Origin of the sequence: Halovenus halobia (assembly GCF_051414135.1) — an archaeon.
GTDB classification, from domain to species: domain Archaea; phylum Halobacteriota; class Halobacteria; order Halobacteriales; family Haloarculaceae; genus Halovenus; species Halovenus halobia.
On the sequence record NZ_JBLKOA010000010.1, the window covers coordinates 1 to 16,150 of the forward strand.

Annotated in this window: 20 protein-coding genes, 1 tRNA gene and 1 pseudogene; 12 read left to right on the plus strand and 10 right to left on the minus strand. The window is 61.5% G+C overall.

The genetic code is table 11. The features are described 5' to 3' along the window. The 5 genes and pseudogenes from ACMGFM_RS15975 to ACMGFM_RS15995 all read right to left on the minus strand — a co-directional run. A pseudogene (locus ACMGFM_RS15975) lies at nt 1-810 on the minus strand (hypothetical protein); the annotation flags it as partial. 166 nt (nt 811-976) lie between these two features. Beyond that, entirely contained in the window at nt 977-2,269 is a 1,293-nt protein-coding gene (aglM, locus tag ACMGFM_RS15980) for a UDP-glucose 6-dehydrogenase AglM (RefSeq protein WP_436903671.1), read from the minus strand. Nucleotides 2,270-2,362: 93 nt separating this feature from the next. Next, nucleotides 2,363-2,776: a universal stress protein gene (locus ACMGFM_RS15985; RefSeq protein ID WP_436903672.1), complete on the minus strand. Its 414-nt coding sequence runs from the start codon at nt 2,774-2,776 to the stop codon at nt 2,363-2,365. Nucleotides 2,777-2,816: 40 nt separating this feature from the next. Beyond that, entirely contained in the window at nt 2,817-3,224 is a 408-nt protein-coding gene (locus ACMGFM_RS15990; RefSeq protein WP_436903673.1) for a Rieske (2Fe-2S) protein, read from the minus strand. Between the two features lie 218 nt (nt 3,225-3,442). Continuing rightward, nucleotides 3,443-3,598, minus strand: a complete 156-nt coding sequence (locus ACMGFM_RS15995; protein ID WP_201289256.1) for a DUF7563 family protein — start codon at nt 3,596-3,598, stop codon at nt 3,443-3,445. A gap of 179 nt (nt 3,599-3,777) precedes the next feature. On the opposite strand from ACMGFM_RS15995, the gene ACMGFM_RS16000 reads away from it, so the two are divergent. The 8 genes from ACMGFM_RS16000 to ACMGFM_RS16035 all read left to right on the plus strand — a co-directional run bounded on the left by ACMGFM_RS16000 (nt 3,778) and on the right by ACMGFM_RS16035 (nt 8,604). Beyond that, a complete protein-coding gene (locus tag ACMGFM_RS16000) occupies nt 3,778-5,010 on the plus strand; it encodes a translation initiation factor IF-2 subunit gamma (RefSeq protein ID WP_436903675.1) in 1,233 nt (410 codons plus the stop codon). Further along, complete coding sequence (locus ACMGFM_RS16005) at nt 5,007-5,384, plus strand: type II toxin-antitoxin system VapC family toxin (protein WP_436903676.1); 378 nt, start codon at nt 5,007-5,009, stop codon at nt 5,382-5,384. Before ACMGFM_RS16000 ends, ACMGFM_RS16005 begins: the two co-directional genes overlap by 4 nt. Before the next feature lie 18 nt (nt 5,385-5,402). Further along, nucleotides 5,403-5,981, plus strand: coding sequence for a DNA-directed RNA polymerase (locus ACMGFM_RS16010; RefSeq protein WP_436903677.1), 579 nt, complete (start codon nt 5,403-5,405; stop codon nt 5,979-5,981). Next, a complete protein-coding gene (spt4, locus tag ACMGFM_RS16015) occupies nt 5,981-6,178 on the plus strand; it encodes a transcription elongation factor subunit Spt4 (protein WP_436903678.1) in 198 nt (65 codons plus the stop codon). Before ACMGFM_RS16010 ends, spt4 begins: the two co-directional genes overlap by 1 nt. A gap of 2 nt (nt 6,179-6,180) precedes the next feature. Then, entirely contained in the window at nt 6,181-6,735 is a 555-nt protein-coding gene (locus tag ACMGFM_RS16020; RefSeq protein WP_436903679.1) for a GTP-dependent dephospho-CoA kinase family protein, read from the plus strand. 357 nt (nt 6,736-7,092) lie between these two features. Continuing rightward, a complete protein-coding gene (locus tag ACMGFM_RS16025; protein ID WP_299279408.1) occupies nt 7,093-7,218 on the plus strand; it encodes a DUF8595 family protein in 126 nt (41 codons plus the stop codon). A gap of 64 nt (nt 7,219-7,282) precedes the next feature. Continuing rightward, complete coding sequence (locus tag ACMGFM_RS16030) at nt 7,283-7,960, plus strand: DUF7119 family protein (protein ID WP_436903680.1); 678 nt, start codon at nt 7,283-7,285, stop codon at nt 7,958-7,960. A gap of 2 nt (nt 7,961-7,962) precedes the next feature. Next, a complete protein-coding gene (locus tag ACMGFM_RS16035) occupies nt 7,963-8,604 on the plus strand; it encodes a DsbA family protein (protein WP_436903681.1) in 642 nt (213 codons plus the stop codon). Between the two features lie 8 nt (nt 8,605-8,612). Here the strand turns inward: ACMGFM_RS16035 and ACMGFM_RS16040 are convergent, their stop codons facing one another. The 3 genes from ACMGFM_RS16040 to ACMGFM_RS16050 form a co-directional block, all read right to left on the minus strand. Next, nucleotides 8,613-9,560 (minus strand): AEC family transporter, encoded by a 948-nt coding sequence (locus ACMGFM_RS16040; protein WP_436903682.1) that lies wholly within the window; start codon nt 9,558-9,560, stop codon nt 8,613-8,615. 256 nt (nt 9,561-9,816) lie between these two features. Next, nucleotides 9,817-9,890 (minus strand) — tRNA-Lys (locus ACMGFM_RS16045). Nucleotides 9,891-9,942: 52 nt separating this feature from the next. Further along, nucleotides 9,943-11,139, minus strand: coding sequence for an ABC transporter substrate-binding protein (locus tag ACMGFM_RS16050; protein WP_436903683.1), 1,197 nt, complete (start codon nt 11,137-11,139; stop codon nt 9,943-9,945). A gap of 60 nt (nt 11,140-11,199) precedes the next feature. On the opposite strand from ACMGFM_RS16050, the gene btuC reads away from it, so the two are divergent. The 3 genes from btuC to ACMGFM_RS16065 are packed head-to-tail and all read left to right on the plus strand — an operon-like array spanning nt 11,200 to nt 14,912. Beyond that, on the plus strand, nt 11,200-12,300 hold the full coding sequence (gene btuC, locus ACMGFM_RS16055) for a vitamin B12 ABC transporter permease BtuC (protein ID WP_436903684.1): 1,101 nt from the start codon (nt 11,200-11,202) through the stop codon (nt 12,298-12,300). Then, nucleotides 12,297-13,460, plus strand: coding sequence for an ATP-binding cassette domain-containing protein (locus tag ACMGFM_RS16060; RefSeq protein WP_436903686.1), 1,164 nt, complete (start codon nt 12,297-12,299; stop codon nt 13,458-13,460). Before btuC ends, ACMGFM_RS16060 begins: the two co-directional genes overlap by 4 nt. A gap of 51 nt (nt 13,461-13,511) precedes the next feature. Continuing rightward, complete coding sequence (locus ACMGFM_RS16065) at nt 13,512-14,912, plus strand: heme o synthase (RefSeq protein WP_436903687.1); 1,401 nt, start codon at nt 13,512-13,514, stop codon at nt 14,910-14,912. Nucleotides 14,913-15,036: 124 nt separating this feature from the next. Here ACMGFM_RS16065 and ACMGFM_RS16070 read toward each other — a convergent pair whose 3' ends face one another. Both ACMGFM_RS16070 and ACMGFM_RS16075 read right to left on the minus strand, forming a co-directional pair. Next, a complete protein-coding gene (locus ACMGFM_RS16070; protein WP_436903688.1) occupies nt 15,037-15,375 on the minus strand; it encodes a type II toxin-antitoxin system PemK/MazF family toxin in 339 nt (112 codons plus the stop codon). Further along, nucleotides 15,372-15,731 carry a MarR family transcriptional regulator gene (locus ACMGFM_RS16075; RefSeq protein ID WP_436903689.1) on the minus strand — a complete coding sequence of 120 codons (360 nt, stop codon included), beginning with the start codon at nt 15,729-15,731 and terminating at the stop codon, nt 15,372-15,374. Before ACMGFM_RS16075 ends, ACMGFM_RS16070 begins: the two co-directional genes overlap by 4 nt. A gap of 172 nt (nt 15,732-15,903) precedes the next feature. Here ACMGFM_RS16075 and ACMGFM_RS16080 point away from each other — a divergent pair, with 172 nt between their 5' ends. Continuing rightward, entirely contained in the window at nt 15,904-16,137 is a 234-nt protein-coding gene (locus tag ACMGFM_RS16080; RefSeq protein ID WP_436903690.1) for a SelT/SelW/SelH family protein, read from the plus strand. Nucleotides 16,138-16,150 lie beyond the last annotated feature (13 nt).

A 16,150-nucleotide genomic window follows, 5' to 3' on the forward strand; every position in this document is an offset into this window, starting at 1 on the left:
AAGTTTGGGTTGAAAACGGTGGAATATCCGGCCTTGTCGGAAGCGGTGGAATGTATCACTGAGTGACGGCGCGTATCCACGGCCTGAAGGCCGTGGTATTGCGCCTGCTCCACCTATAATCAGCAACGCAATCGGCAACACGAGTTCGACCATCTCGGTGAAAAACTTCGCATTCGCCGCGTTGTAGGCGTCGGTGTTCAACACGAAAAAGCCAGCCTCGTCGTACTCTTGGGCAGTCTCGTACAGTGCCGTGTTTGCTTGCTCCTGCGGTTGTTCTGCCGCGGCGCTGGCGTTGAACGCGACCAGAATCCGGCGGTCGGTCGAATCCGTCGCAGTCCCGTGGCCAGTCGGGAGAAACCGCTGTGCTCGTGGCTGGTTGTTCAGGATGCGCCCGACGACGCGTTCGACACGCTGGTCCGAAGCGTCGTCAAGCGCGGTAATCTGTTCGTCGAGACTCGCATTGCGGTCGTCCGCCAGCCTGAGTGCGACCAGATTTTCGAGTCCGCGGATTCCGGCCTCGTGTAACGCCGCCTGCACGGTCTCGTCCTCGGTCACGTCCTGCTGATATCGTAGTCCAGCGAGCAACGAATCCCGAGACAGAACGTCCCCTTTCTCGTCGTAAACGTACACCGTCTGTATCGTCCGACGGTTGCGCTGTCGCTGTTCGGATTCGTTGCCGTAGTGCTCGAAAATGTACTGTTGTGCCTGTACCTGCTCGACGTTCTCGAACTGGTCGGCCGAGCCACTCGCTTCCGACTCCATGTCGAGTTGCGGAATGCCTGCCACCACCGCGCCGCTCAACACGAGCATCACCAGCAGCGTCAGCCGGTTGTGCTCGGTGACGAAATCGATGAGTCGACCTGATACCTCTCACAACTGCATACTATCGTTCTTTTCTCCGACTCTCCTCACAATTTGTGCTAGCTATGCAGAGCTCACCGGTGACCCAGTACTAGCTATCCAGACTCACCGCGCGTTACCACGTAAGTCCTTCGTAGGTTATCCCGCCGCGGCGGGAGATGATTCGACGGCCATCGACAACCACCGGCGAGGCCATCGCGTCGAACTCCTCGTCGAGGCTGGCGAACTCGTCCCAGTCGGTGACGACGACGGCACCGACAGCGTCATCGAGTGCCGCTGGCGCCGACTCGGCGTACTCGATATCGGGGAATAGTTCCCGCATCTCCTCGATTGCCACAGGGTCGTAGCCGACAACCGTTGCGCCACGCTCTTGCAGGCCCTCGATAACTGGAATCGCTCGGGAGTTACGGATGTCGTCAGTGCCTGGCTTGAACGAGAGGCCAAGCACAGCGACTCGTTCGCCGGCAACGTCGACGTGGTCATCCAGCAAGCCAAGCAGTCGTCCGGGCTGGCGGTCGTTGATTTCGACCGCCGCGTCGAGCATCGCCGGTTCGTAGCCGACACTGCGGGCGGCCGACTTTATTGCACCGACATCTTTTGGAAAACAACTTCCTCCCCACCCCACCCCACTTCTGAGGAACTGCTCGCCAATTCGGTCGTCGAGTCCGATGGCGTCAGCCACCTCGTAGGAGTCGACGCCGAACTCCTTGCAGATGTTTCCGAGGTCGTTGATGAGGCTGACCTTGGCGGCCAGAAAAGCGTTGTTGGCGTACTTGATCATTTCGGCTTCGCGGCGGCCAGTCTCGACGACTGGAATATCCCAGTCGGCGACGATTGGCTCGTAGAGTTCGGCGAGCAACTCCAGCGCGCGCTCGTCACCGTCAGTTCCGACAACAATCTTGTCCGGCCCCATGAAATCGTCGACTGCGGAGCCCTCTCGCAGGAACTCGGGGTTCACCGCCAGTCCAATCTCGTCGCCGTCGGTCCTGCCGGCGGCAGATTCAAGAATCGGTCTGAGTTCGTCCTCGGTCGTGCCGGGGATGACCGTACTCTTGACGACGACGAGGTGATAGCCCTCTTTCTCGCGGAGTGCGTTGCCGATGGACTCGATGCCGGCTTTCATCACGGAGAGGTCGATCCCGTCCTCGTTGTTCGGCGTCGGAAGTGCGACCATCGTCACGTCCGTCTCTCTAATTGTGTCGTAGTCGGTGGTCGCCTGGAGTCCCGACCCGCCGTAGGCCGACACCAGCGCGTCGAGTCCCGGTTCGTGGATTGGCGACTCGCCGTCGTTGATCTGTTCGACGACCGTCTCGTCGATATCGATGTTATACACCTGATGGCCCATGTCGGCGAGACACGCCGCGACTGTCGTCCCGACGTAGCCGCTCCCGACGATACTGACGTCCATTAATTCATTTACACCCAGTGTCGTCTTCAAAGGTTTGGGTCTACGGTAGCCCGACGGGGTCTGTCCGCCTCGCCTCGCGCGACAACTGGGAGCCTACCGAACGACTGTAACTGGAACCGGGCTGTTTCGCACGACCTTGTGTGCAACGTTGCCGATAAATAGCCGGTCTGCAACGGAACTGTCGTGGTGTCCGATGACGACGGTATCGAACTCCTCGGCCCGGCTCACAATCTCGCTGGCTGGGCTGCCATAGCCGATGATTCCTTCGAGTTCACGGTCCTCACCGGCGAGTTCGCTCGCGCGGTCGAGAACGATCCGGGCGGCTTCAGTCCCCTGTTCGCGTGACTCCTCGAACACCAGTCCAACGGCTTCGCCCATCATCCCTGACGGCTCGCCAATGATTGTCAGCACCGTCACTTCGGCGTCGGGATACGCCTCCAGGGCGAACTCCAGTGCTCGTTCGGTGATCTTCGAGCCGTCCATGGCGACTAAGACCCGTGATATCATTCTCTAGGCTATCTCCCCCCGACGGTAATGAAGCTACCTCTCAGAACTGCAGATGTGAACTCGAAGCTGGCCCGTCGTCGTCCTCAATTCCGCCCTCGTGGACGAACTCGTAGTCCTCGTCAGTCAGAAAGATATCGCCGCGGTTGACGGAGATGTCGACAGTCCACAGCGTCGACCCGTCTGCGGGGCCATTCTCACACCCACCTTCGCAGGCGTCGAACACCGAGCCGTGCTTCGGACAGACGACGCCGCCGTCCCGGATGATTGCCCCGATGTCACCCCCGCGGTCGAGTCGCTGGGCTTCGTGGGTGCAGCGGTTCACCCACGCCGTGACGCCGTCATCGCACGGGAGCACCGTCACCTCGGTCTGCTCACTGCCGTCACTTGCGGTAAAGAGCCACGACCCCTCCTTGTGGACGGTGTCGACTGAGGTAAGTCGCGTCGGCATACGCTGATACACAGGTGTCGCGGGCAAAAAACTCCCGCAACCCGGCAACTCAAAGCGCTCTTTGACTCTTCACGTCTCCCTTTAGTACGGCCGCCAAAACTGGGCGTGCCGGCCCGCTGCCGGCAGTCAGTCCGAATCCCTGACATCGGCTGTGTGTCTCTAAAACAGGAAACCGCCGCCCGCAACGGTCTGCCGCCCTCTTGATTTCCGCTGACGCATTATCCTCGCGTCGAGCGCGCTTCTCGAATCTCTGCCCCCTCGCGCAGTTTATCCTCACAGTTCGGACACACCCGTGGGCGGTCAAACTGCTCTGGTGTGAATACCCGTACGTATCGCTCGGTAACGAACGACTCGCAGTTCTGGCACTGTGGCATTCTTTCATAGGCTCCGCCGCCGGGACATAAACCTTCTGTCCAGTCTCTGAACAAACACCGCTGAGCGGGGGTCGGCAACGCTGTCGGTCAATTTTGTCCTCGTAGCACGCCGCTCTCGTGTCCGAAACAGTAGCTTTATCACTCGTAGGAGGCCAAAATTCATCGAGATTACTCCCGAGATGACATCGAACAAGCGACCGGAGGTAAATATCGGACTCGTCGGTCACGTCGATCACGGAAAGACGACACTCGTCCAGGCGTTGAGTGGGGAGTGGACAGATCAACACTCCGAGGAGATGAAACGCGGTATCTCCATCCGGCTCGGCTATGCCGACGCCACATTCCGGCAGTGTCCGGGACTGGACGAACCCGACTGTTACACAGTCGATGAGGAGTGTGCCGACGGCTCCGAGAGTGAACACCTTCGGACTGTCTCCTTCGTCGACGCACCGGGCCACGAGACGCTGATGGCAACGATGCTCTCGGGTGCGTCGCTGATGGATGGTGCGGTGCTGGTCATCTCGGCGAGCGAGGAGGTGCCCCAAGCCCAGACTGAAGAGCACCTGATGGCGCTCGATATCATCGGTATCGAGAACATCGTTATCGCCCAGAACAAAATCGACCTAGTCGACCGCGAACAGGCCGAGGAGAACTACGAACAGATCAAAGAGTTCGTCTCCGGCACTGTCGCGGAGGACGCACCAATTGTCCCGATCAGCGCACAGCAAGGCGTCAACATGGACCTGTTGATGCAGACCATCGAGGAAGAGATCCCGACGCCGGACCGCGATCCCGACACTGACGCCGAACTGCTCGTTGCCCGGAGTTTCGACATCAACCGTCCGGGGACGACCTGGGACTCACTCGTCGGCGGCGTCCTTGGCGGCTCGCTCTCACAGGGTGAGCTGTCGGCCGGCGACGAGATCGAACTTCGCCCGGGCCGTGAGGTCGAGGAAGGCGGCCAGAGCGAGTGGAAGCCGCTGCAGACGACCGTCCGCTCGCTGCAGGCCGGCGGCGATGATGTCGAGACGGCCACGCCGGGTGGGCTGCTCGGTGTCGGAACCGGACTCGACCCCTCGGTCACGAAAGGTGACGCGCTGGCCGGACAGGTCGCCGGACCGCCCGGCACGCTCCCGCCGGTGCAGGAGTCGTTCACGATGGGTGTCAACCTGCTCGAACGACTGGTCGGCAGTGAGGAAGGGGCTGGTGAAATCGAAGACATCTCGACAGGCGAGCCACTCATGCTCACTATTGGCACGGCAACGACCGTCGGGTCGGTCACGAGCGCCCGTGACGGCGAGTGTGAGGTGGCACTGAAACGACCGGTCTGTGCCGAGGCGGGCGACAAGATTGCCATCAACCGCCGAGTCGGCGCACGGTGGCGGCTAATCGGCTACGGAACGCTACAGTGACTGTCGTCCTGGACACGAACGCACTGATGATGCCCGTCGAATGTAACGTTCGTCTGTTCGACGAACTTGACCGGTTACTCGACGGGCCAGACCGACTCGTCCCACAGGCAGTCGTCGACGAACTGGCGAGTCTCTCAGCGGGCAACGGCACGGAAGCGACGGCCGCAAGTGTCGGCTACGACCTCGCGACCGACCGCTGTGAAATTCGGGCCACCGAGGCGACCTACGCCGACGACGCTGTCCTCGAACTCGCTGGTGGGGCGGCCACACACGTCGTCACGAACGACCAACCGCTGGCCGACCGGGCGTTGCGGGCGGGCGTATCGGTAATTAGTTTACGCGGGAAGAATAAACTAGGTATCACTCAATCGTAACCTCAACGGGTATCAGCTATGTACAAACGGGTCACACTACGCGACACAGTCGAGGTACCGCCGGAGGATCTAGCGGACGTTACGCCAGATCTCGTCAAGAAACTACTCCAAGATAAACTCGAAGGCCGGGTGGACGAAGATGTCGGTTCGGTCGTCTCCGTCGTCAATGTCAAAGACATCGGCGAGGGTGCGGTCGTCCCGAACGAGCCCGGTGTCTACTACGAGGCCGAGTTCGACGCCGTCACCTACGACCCACAGATGCAGGAGGTCGTCGACGGCGAAATCGTCGAAGTTGTCGACTTCGGTGCCTTCGTGGGTATCGGCCCAGTCGACGGGCTACTGCACGTCTCCCAGATCTCCGACGAGTATCTGGCCTACGATGGCGAGAACCAGCAACTCGCTTCGCGAGACACCAACCGAACCATCGGGACAGGCGACGCTGTGCGGGCGCGAATCGTCACGAAGAGTATCGACGAGCGCAACCCCCGGGACTCGAAGATTGGCCTGACAGCCAAACAGATCGGCCTGGGCAAACACGGCTGGCTGCAAGAAGAGCGCGAACAACGCAAGACACAGGCGGAAGCCGGTGAGAACTGATGGCGGACCGACTCGTCTGTCGTGACTGTCACCGGATTCAGCAAAACGAAGAAATCGAGGCCTGTGTCGCCTGCGGGTCGACATCGCTCACCGAAGACTGGGCGGGCTACGTCGTCATCTCCCATCCCGAGGAATCGGATATTGCCGAGGAGATGGAAGTGACCGAGCCGGGCCAGTACGCGCTGAAGGTCCGGTAACGATGGCCGATATCGTCCTCGAACTACAGGACGAACTGCGCGGGGAACTCAAGACGCCGCTGGGACCCATCTACACTGATACTCAGGCGCTGGTTGCCGACGCTGGCCGCCCGCTGATTGCTATCGGTGATGTCGTCACACACCATCTTATCGAGGCTGGCCAAGCGCCGACAGTGGCGCTGGTCGACGAACACACCGAGCGGTCGGAAGTCAGTCCTGACATCGCTCAGACGATCGATTCCTTCGAAGGATTCGACACTGTCGAGCAGGTCACGAACCCGGCCGCGACGCTCACTGCTGAGCTTCTGTCTGCGTTGCGGTCGGCACTGGACCGTGGCGGGTCGACGCTGCTTGATGTCGACGGTGAGGAAGACCTCGCTGCGCTGCCGGCGGTGGTCGCTGCTCCTGACGGCGCAGCAGTCGTCTACGGCCAGCCAGGCGAGGGTATGGTTCTGGCTGCCCTCGACGACGACACGCGCGCTCGCGGCCGCGATATTCTCTCCCGTATGGACGGCGATACCGACCGACTCTGGTCGCTGCTCGGCGTCGACGCGTGATTCGGGATTTTCTCGATACCGTGATAGCGGAGCTTGTTGCCTGTTGATTGCCTGATAGTGTGACGATCCAGACGAAGTGTGGCCAGAGACGCTCTGGAATTGTCAGCGGGCGGCTTCACTCTCCGCAAATTGCGGTCGCTACGTCGGCGCGCCGACACCAACTGTGCTGTTGCTGGTCCGACTCGTCTGCTGACCGGACCCGACGCGCAGTCTCCGAGGTAGCGGAGGCGATTGCTGGTAGTCGGGAGTGCTGGTAGGGATTACATGTGTAGGCGGGGTTAAGAGGGTGCGAGCAGTAAGATGGGATAGAAAGTGTCGGCACCGACTCCGACGGATGCCGCCGCGTGTGAACAAATTATGACGGCGAGTTCCAAACAACAGGACGAGGACGAAGAGGAGATTAGAGAGCACCTGCAGGATGTCGACGATGGGTGTGGCTGTGCGGAGGTGTGGGAACACATGTCCGAACAGCGCGACGAGTGACCTGGGTCGGCACCGGCCGCCTAACGCGGGACGTTTTTGACTCCGCGCCCCATGAGTACACGTAATGACGGAGGACGGCCCACGGAATTTCTTCAAGACCGACCGACAGTCGCCCATCGGGAAGCCTGTCATTCGTGGTGACCCCGACATTACCGGTCAGGGCCCCGAGGAAGCGGTCCAGTTCGACCCCGACGACCCCGACAGTCTCGCGCTCGCCGCCGAGACAGTCGCTGCCTTTGCCGCGAACACCGCCGGCGCCGAGGACAACGTCTTCATGCTCCGCGGGGCCGCGGCCTGTGCCGCATTAGTTCGTGGTGAAGGCTCCTACAAGGACGCCGCCAGCCGCGCCGGCGACGGCGTGACTGTTTCGTTCATCCGCAAGTGGTCGCGGGTCCACGACCTCCCGCACTCGATTCGGCGACACGTCGCCCGCGGCCAGATTGCACCGACGGCAGCGAAACATATTGCCCGCGTCTCCGGCGCTGCCCGTCTCCATCTCGCGTGGGCCGTGCTCGACCACGACTTGACAGTGCGTGATGTCCGTGCAATTGCCAGCGAGATCAACGACGGCACCGACGTTGCCGACGCACTCGCAGCCCGCGGCATCACACTCGGCGAAGTGACACTCACTCTCGACCCGGACATCTACGGTGAGTTGCGCCGCCAGGCGTCCATTGGAGATGTGACCCCGGGAGAACTCGCAAATAAAGCACTGCTAGCGCAGTTCCAGGAGTCAGAGTGACGATGGCACCACGACTCTCTCGCCGACAGTTCACTGCCAGCATCGCAGCGGGGACACTCACCGCCGTTGCAGGCTGTTTCTCTTCGTCCCGAGACCCTGGTGAGCAAGCCGCTGGCCAGCCGCTTGCGGTCCCGACGAAAGGCGACCCCGACGCCGCGGTGACTGTCACGGCCTACGAGGATATTGGCTGCCCGCACTGCCAGACCTACCAGACCGAGGTGGCTCCCGAAATCGAGAGTACGTATCTCGAATCGGACCGAATCCGCTACGAGTTCCGGGATATGGTTCTTCCTGCCGATGGCAAGCGGTCCTGGGAAGCAGCCAGCGCCGCCCGCGCCGTCCAGGACCGCGCTGGCGTCACGGCCTTCTGGTCGTATCTCGACGCACTGTTCGAGAATCAATCTGACTTGGGGCCAGACACGTACGAGACACTCGCTGACGACATCGACGTCGATGGCAGTGCGGTCCGCGACGCTGCCGTCACCCAGGCCTACGACGAGACGGTCTCACACTATACCGACGAGGCGGGCGAGGCCGGCGTCGATTCTACGCCGACCGTGACTGTCAACGGAAGCACCGTCGAGTGGGGCGACGAGATTGCTGCTGCCCCGGTTCTCGACGCCATCGAGCAAGCACTGTCGTAGCCTGTTTCTCACAACACGACTCCCGACTGCAACAGCGCAATCAGTCCCGTTAACGTCACCAGACTCGCCAGCGTGCTGACCAGAATGGCGGTGCTCACGTAGTCGGCGGCCGACAGCCCAGCGCGCTCGCTGCCGAACTCGATTGTCAACATCAGCGGCGTAATCGCCGCCGGCATCGCACACTCCAGGACGAACACCCGGCCGACGGTGCCGGTGAGCCCCAGCGCCAGTGCGATGGCGACGGCGATGACTGGCGCGACGAGCAGTCGCAGCGACGCCGCAGGGAGCGCGCGCTTGACCGTCCCGCCGCCAGTCGAGCGCGCAAGTTGGATTCCCAACAAGAGGAGCATAACCGGAATTGCCGCGTCGCCGGTGAGTTTGATCGTCTGCATCGCGCCGCTGTCGGTCGGCGGCGCGAGGTCGAACGCCCGGACCACTGCCGCGGCGGCGACGGCGTAGACCAGCGGCAACCTGAATACCTTCCCGACGGCCCCGCGGACAGACCCTGCCGAGCCGCGGGAGGCGACGTAGACGCCAACGGTGTACATCAACACGGACTGGACGGCGATATACAGGACAGCGGTGCTCCGCCCGAGCGCGCCGAAGGCAAACGCAGAGAGCGGAATACCGTAGTTGCCGGCGTTGGAGAAGGTACTCGTCAGCACGAACGCGCCGAGAATCGGCTCAGTTTCGCCGAGTACTCGACCGACAACCTCCGCAAGCGCGACGATAGCGATAATGAAGACCACGACGCCGACGAACAGCCGTGCCACTGTCGGGCCCTCGATGGGCGTCGTCAGCAGACTGTAGAATATGAGCGCCGGTGTGAGCACGTAGATGGTGATTGTCGAGAGCGTATCGACTTCGACATCCTGTGTGTAGCCGATAACCGCTCCCACACCGGCAACGGAGACGACGGGCAAAATCGCCGACGTCAGCACCGAAAGCAGCGACACACTCGGGGTGAGGCACGGCGCGCTGTCAACAGTTTCGGTCTCTTTGCCTGTGTGTTCGATAAATATCCAGACTGAACAATGTGAATAAACTTGACAGGCGGTATACATTTAACCATCTAGCATACGGCGACCGAAGGGAGCCGTTTCACCGGACGTGAGCACCGCGAGCGTCCGGTTTTTGGCTTCTAAAGTTTTCAAGGAGTGGTTCCCGCAGTGAGCCGTCGGCTCACGAGGAAACCCGACGCGAAAAGTTTAGCGGGCCGGGAGGGAGTTGAACCCCCGACCATCTGGTTAAAAGCCAGACGCTCTCCCTAACTGAGCTACCGGCCCGCAACAGTGGGTTGGGGAGTCGCTGGCTAAGTACTTACGAAACGCGACGGGCTTACTGCCGCCGGGTGGCGACCAGCGCCAGCGCGAGCAGTGCCGCGACGGCCGCACCGACCGCGAAGCCGGGGCCGCCGTCGTCGGCACTCTCCTCGGCATTTTGCTGGTTCTTGATGACCTCATCGTCACCGTCCGTTCCATCGTTGCCGTCCATCTCTCCATCGGTGGAGTCATCCTCCTGCGCTGCACGGGCCGCTTCCATCTCGTCGGGGTGGAGTTCCTCGGCGACGGCAACGAGCACGTCGACGGTTCGGGGTGCGTGCTGGCTGATGTAGTTCGCGTCAATCTGGATGGCCTGCGCGCCAGCCTGGTTGACCAGTCGTTCCTGTGCGAAGTCGCTCAGGTTTCCTGGTGAGATGACGATATCGGGATTCGCTTCGAGCACCGTCTCCTGATTGATGAGTGGGTAGCCGCTGCCGTACTGGCCTTCGACATCTGCAGCGATGTTTTCCGCGCCTGCGATGTCGAGTAGATTGTGCTCGAAGGCTTTCGAGTTGACCGTTCGAGGCCCACGGTCTTGCTGACTGAGGTCGTAGAAAACCGACGGTTCCTCGACATCTGCGGTTGCGTTCTCGACGAGTGCAATTCGGTCGGCCATCTGTTGGGTGCGCTGTTTGGCGGCGTCACAGGCACCGACGAGCCGGCCGGTGCGCTCGACCTGCGTCATCACGTCGGTGAAGTTCGTGGCGACCGGGTAGTGATAGACCGTCAGTCCGGCGTCGCGCAGTTCTTGGACGGCGTCGCCCGGAATCACGCTCGGCGAGAGTACGAGGTCGGGGTCCAGCTCCACGATTTTCTCGCTGTTGGGCACGTCGAATCCACGGTTGCTCTCTTGGTAAATGTGTGTCCGGCTCTCAGAACCCGGCAAGTAGGCAGTGTTGTCGTTGACCGGCATCCCGATGACTTTCTCCTCGGCACCGATCTCCCACATGTGCTGGGCGACGTTCGCCGCGAGGACGACGACTTCCTGTGGTTCTTCCTCGACGGTGACTTCCTGTGGCCCGCCGATCTGGTCAGGGGAAGCGTCCTCGGCCGAGTACGGGAACGTACAGTTCTCACTTTCTGTTCCGTCGCTATGGCTTGAATGTGCGAGGTCACTGGACTGTCCAACTGTGTGCGCACCAGCAGGCGCGGCCAGCGCCGGCCCTGCAGCGAGCACGACAACTACTGCGAGCAGTACTGAACGGAGTTGCATACTCAGGCGAAACGGCTAGTGCAACAAATATTTGACTAAAGAAAATCGAATTGCAAAGAGATGGAGATAGGCACACGGACACTGCTGTGGTCGGCGGGACTCTCTGCGCTGTTGGTCGTCGCGATTCTGTTCAGCGCTACCGTCGGCCCCGTCGATATCGGTGTCTGGACCGTCGCCAGGGCGATGGTCAACACGATTGCCGTTCCGTCAGACCTCGGCGTGGCCTGGACCGGGGCCGGATTCGGGTCGTACACCCTCTCTGTGCCCGTGCCGACGCTCGGATACACGCAGCCATTCAATCTCACGGTCCCCGAAACTCACCAGATTATCGTCGAGGAGATTCGCCTTCCGCGTATCTTCCTCGGTGCTATCGTCGGGTTCGCGCTGGCAACCGCCGGCACCGTCATGCAGGGCTTTTTCCGCAATCCGATGGCCGACCCCTCGATTATCGGCGTCTCTTCGGGCGCTGCCGTCGGTGCCGTCGCGACTATTGCCTTCCCGCTCGCCCTTCCCTTTGGACTCCAGACCGCCGCCTTCGTCGGCGCACTGCTTGCCGCCTTCGGCGTCTATCTCATCGCGACCGAGGGCGGACGAACACCAGTAACGACGCTGCTGCTCGCGGGGCTGGCAATCCAGACCTTTCTCGGCGCAATCGTTTCGTACATGCTGTTGTACTCCGGTGAGAGTCTCGAAGAAGCAATTCTGTGGTTGATGGGCCACCTCCGGTACAGCAGTTGGGGCGACGTGGAGGCGACCCTCCCGGTCGCGGCGCTCACCTTCGCGGTGCTGCTCGTCTACGCCCGTGACCTGAACGTCCTCTTACTCGGCGAAGAGGACGCTGACGCTCTCGGAATCGAGGTGGAACGCACGAAGCGAATTCTTCTCGCGGGGTCGAGTATTATCACCGCCGCCGGCGTTGCTGTCACAGGAGTTATCGGCTTTGTCGGTCTCATCATCCCACACATCATGCGCCTGATTGTCGGCCCCGACCACCGCCTGCTCCTCCCGACGAGCGCACTGGCCGGCGCAATCTTTCTCGTGCTCGCGGATACCATCGCGCGCTCCGGGCCTGCCGAGGTGCCCGTCGGTATCGTGACCGCTGCCGTCGGCGCGCCGTTTTTCCTCTTTTTGCTCCGCCGCCGGGAGGTGCACGCGCTATGATTTCTGGAACGAATCTCTCCAAATCCTTCGGTGACGTGTCTGTGCTGGAGGGCGTCGACATCACCGTCGAATCGGGCGAATTCGTTGGGCTCGTTGGTCCCAACGGCGCTGGAAAGACAACACTGCTACGCCTCCTCAACGGGCTGTTCGAGCCAGACGCTGGCTCTGTCACACTCGATGAGACCGATATCCAGACGCTCTCCTCGCGGGCGGTCAGTCGCCAGGTTGGGACTGTCCCGCAGAACAGTTCGATGAACTTCGCTTTTACCGCCGAGCAGATTGTCGAGATGGGCCGGACGCCACACCGCTCCCGGCTGGACTGGAGCGACGAGACCGACGCGGTCGAGGCGGCACTCGAACGGACGGAGATGCTCGCGTTGCGTGACCGGACCATCGACGACCTCTCCGGCGGGGAACGACAGCGTGTGCTTCTCGCTCGTGCGCTCGCACAGGACCCTGAGGTGCTCGTGCTGGACGAACCGACGGCAAATCTGGACATCAACCACCAGCGCCGAGTACTCGACCTCGTTTCTGACCTCGTCTCCGAGGGCCGCGCTGCCGTCGCCGCGATTCACGACCTGGACCTCGCTGCTCGGTTCTGTGACCGGCTCCTCGTCCTCGCAGATGGCGAGATTCGCACCTGTGGCCCACCTGAAGCGGTGCTGACCGACGCCGGCATCGAGACGGCCTTCGAGACGCGGACGGCCGTGACTACCGACCCAGTGACGGAGACGCCGCGGGTGACCGCCGTCCCCGAAGGTTCGGCTGCGGGGCGGATTCACGTCCTCGGCCACGGACCGACCGCCAGACGCGCACTAAAGCAGTGTTGGCTGGCTGGCTACGATGTGACGCTCGGTCCCGCCCCGGCCGGCGATGTCGCTGCCGAACTGGCTGCCGACCTCGGCTGTTCGGTTGTCACGGTTCCTGCCTTCGAGGGTCCCGACGAGGACACTCGCAGCGACGTTCGAGCGCAGTGTCAGCGTGCAGACGCGGTCGTCGAGGTCGGCGACTCGGCCACGGCCGACGACCGCCCGACTCCGAGTGTCGCTTTCTTCGACGAGCGGAGCACTCGGGCCGTCGGTGACGGAGGCACTGCTCGGACGGCTACAACTGGAGCAGAACTGCGGAGCGTCCTTCGGGACCTCACCGAGACAGCTTGATTCGTTGGGAAAAAGCAGGGAGAATAAATACGCGTGGGCAAAGTATTATCCATGCGCCTTCGACGGCTCGTCGACGGCCCCGCAACAGCCCTCGCGACGGCCACTGTCCTCGTCTATCTGCTGGTGGTTGTCGGTGCGACCGCCTCGCTCGCGGACGCGGCTGCGAGCTGTTCCGGCTGGCCGTTCTGTACGGGTTCGCTCACTGAGCCAGCCGTTGCTATTGCTTTCACACATCATCTCCTTGCGGCAGTGACAGGGATTGTGCTCCTGACTGCCGTTGTGCTGACGCTCCGTGCTGATACACCACGACGCGTGCGGGCAACTGCCCTCCTCGCGCTGGTCGTCTACCCAGCACAGATTGCCGTCGGTGCGGTGCTGGCCGGGTCCGGCGGTTCGCCGCCGGTTCCCGGACTGCATCTTGGCATCGGGCTCGGACTCTTCGGCACACTCGTGCTCTCGCTGGCGTGGCAACTCGAACACGAGACGGGCGGCCCAGACGACCCGCTCACCACCGAGGAGGTTGACCCGGTCGAACCCGACGCCCCCGACGAGCCGGTCACCCCACTTGCTGACCGGCCGCTCGGTGCACGGCTCCGTGCCCGCGCTGGCGCGTACTTCCGGCTGATGAAACCCCGGCTGATGTGGCTGCTCTGTCTGGTCGCTGCCGCGGCGATGGCACTGGCTGCCGGCACGAGCCTCGGTGTCGAGACTGTGCTGTTCACGCTCGGCGGCGGTGTTCTCGCAATTGGGGCCAGCGGCACCTTCAACCACGTTCTCGAATGGGAGAAAGACAAGAAGATGTCCCGGACGAACGACCGCCCGCTGGCAACGCACCAGATTCCCAAGCGGAACGCGACCATCTTCGGGCTGGCGCTGTCAGCGCTGTCGATTCTCGCCTTCCTCCAGTTGAATCCACTGACTGCCGTCCTCGGACTGACCGCCATTCTGTTCTACAGCGTCGTCTACACGCTCATCCTGAAACCGAATACGGTCCAGAACACCGTTATCGGTGGGGCTGCGGGCTCGCTGCCGGCACTCATCGGCTGGGCGGCCGTCACCGGACGGATTGGCGTTGCCGGCGTCCTGCTCGCCGGTGTCATCTTCGTCTGGACGCCAGCACACTTCTACAACCTCGCGCTGGCGTACAAGGAAGACTACGCCCGCGGTGGCTTCCCGATGATGCCGGTCGTTCGCGGTGAGACGACGACACGCAAGCACATCCTGCTGTGGGTCGGGATGACGCTGGCGACGACGGCGCTGCTCATCTGGGTGACGCAGTTGAGTTGGCTCGCCGCTGTCACCACTGTTGCAGTCGGCGCGGTGTTCATCTGGGCAACGGTTCGACTCCACCGCGAGCAGACCGAACAGGCTGCATTCCGTGCGTTCCACTCCTCGAACGCCTACCTCGGGCTCCTGCTGATTGCGATCGTTATCGATACGCTTGCGCTGTGAGAACGCTTTAGCTCTGTTGAAATCCTCAACCAGTGATATGTTTTTGGAGTCGTGCTGAATGCAGAGCGCATATCGGTCACGGAATGAGCGGTCGTAATTATCTTCAGTTACGATTTCAAGAGTATCAAGAGATGTAGTCGATCACTTGGTTCACCACGTCCTCGGTGCGGTCGTTAACGAGCGATGTCAGGTAGTGGTCAACGTCGGCAGCAGTGTTAAGCGTCGCAAGCGACCACGGGAGAACGTAACTTCGTTCTCCCAGTGGGTCACCTTCGTAGTCGTCGTCTCTGAGAGTGAGTGTCGTTTCGTGGTATGTCTTCGTGGAAATCAGGACCGTGATCAGCTGCACGCCGTGAGTCGGGAATTGAGGAGTCCCTAGTACGAGCATCGGGCGACCTTTCTCCGAAAGCGGATCGCTCGCCCAGACGATGTCACCGCGTTCCAACTCCTCGAACGCAGTCACTGTACCGCTTCCGTGTCCTCGGTTTGGAGGCTTTCAAGACGCTCTTCACCGTACTGGTCGTCTGCCGCTTCGTGCTGTCGATGGAGCCGGTACGCCGACTGGAGTCGCTCTTTATCGTCTGTGATTGCCCAGTAGGGGCGCTTATGACGGACGAGGTCACGTTCCTTCAATCGTGAGAGGATTGCACTGACAGCGTCCGTCTCCAGCCCGAGTCGTTCGGCAACCGTTGCCGCCTTCCACGCCCGGCCGTCATTTCTATCGAGGAACGAGACAATTCGCTCGGTGTCGTTCCGTTCCTCAAATTGGTCGGCGTCAGCGTCCTCGAACTCGTCGATATCGATAGTACCACCCGACATAGACGTATGTTGGTATTGTTGGAAAATAGTTGTTTGGTATGTTTGCTTTGTGGAAGTGGGGACTTTGACGTACTGCTGCCTCTGCCCTCTGTATCTTGCACGTCAGTCCCATCAGTGCTTAAGAATTTCAACAAAGCCAACGCTTTTTATTTGACGTTGCCAACATCGCAGTATGACAACAGTTGAAATCGAGTACTGCGTCCCGTGTGGCTTTCGCGAGCGCGCACTTGATGTCCAGCAAGCAATTTTGAACGGCCTGGAAACCCAACTCGACGAACTCTCGCTCGTGATGGGCGACCACGGTGTGTTTCAGGTCCGCGTCGATGACACCGTCGTCTACGACAAGGCCGAAGACGAACTCGACGTCGACGGGGTTGTTCGCGAAATTCGCGAACAGACGCGGTGAGACATCGAACTGC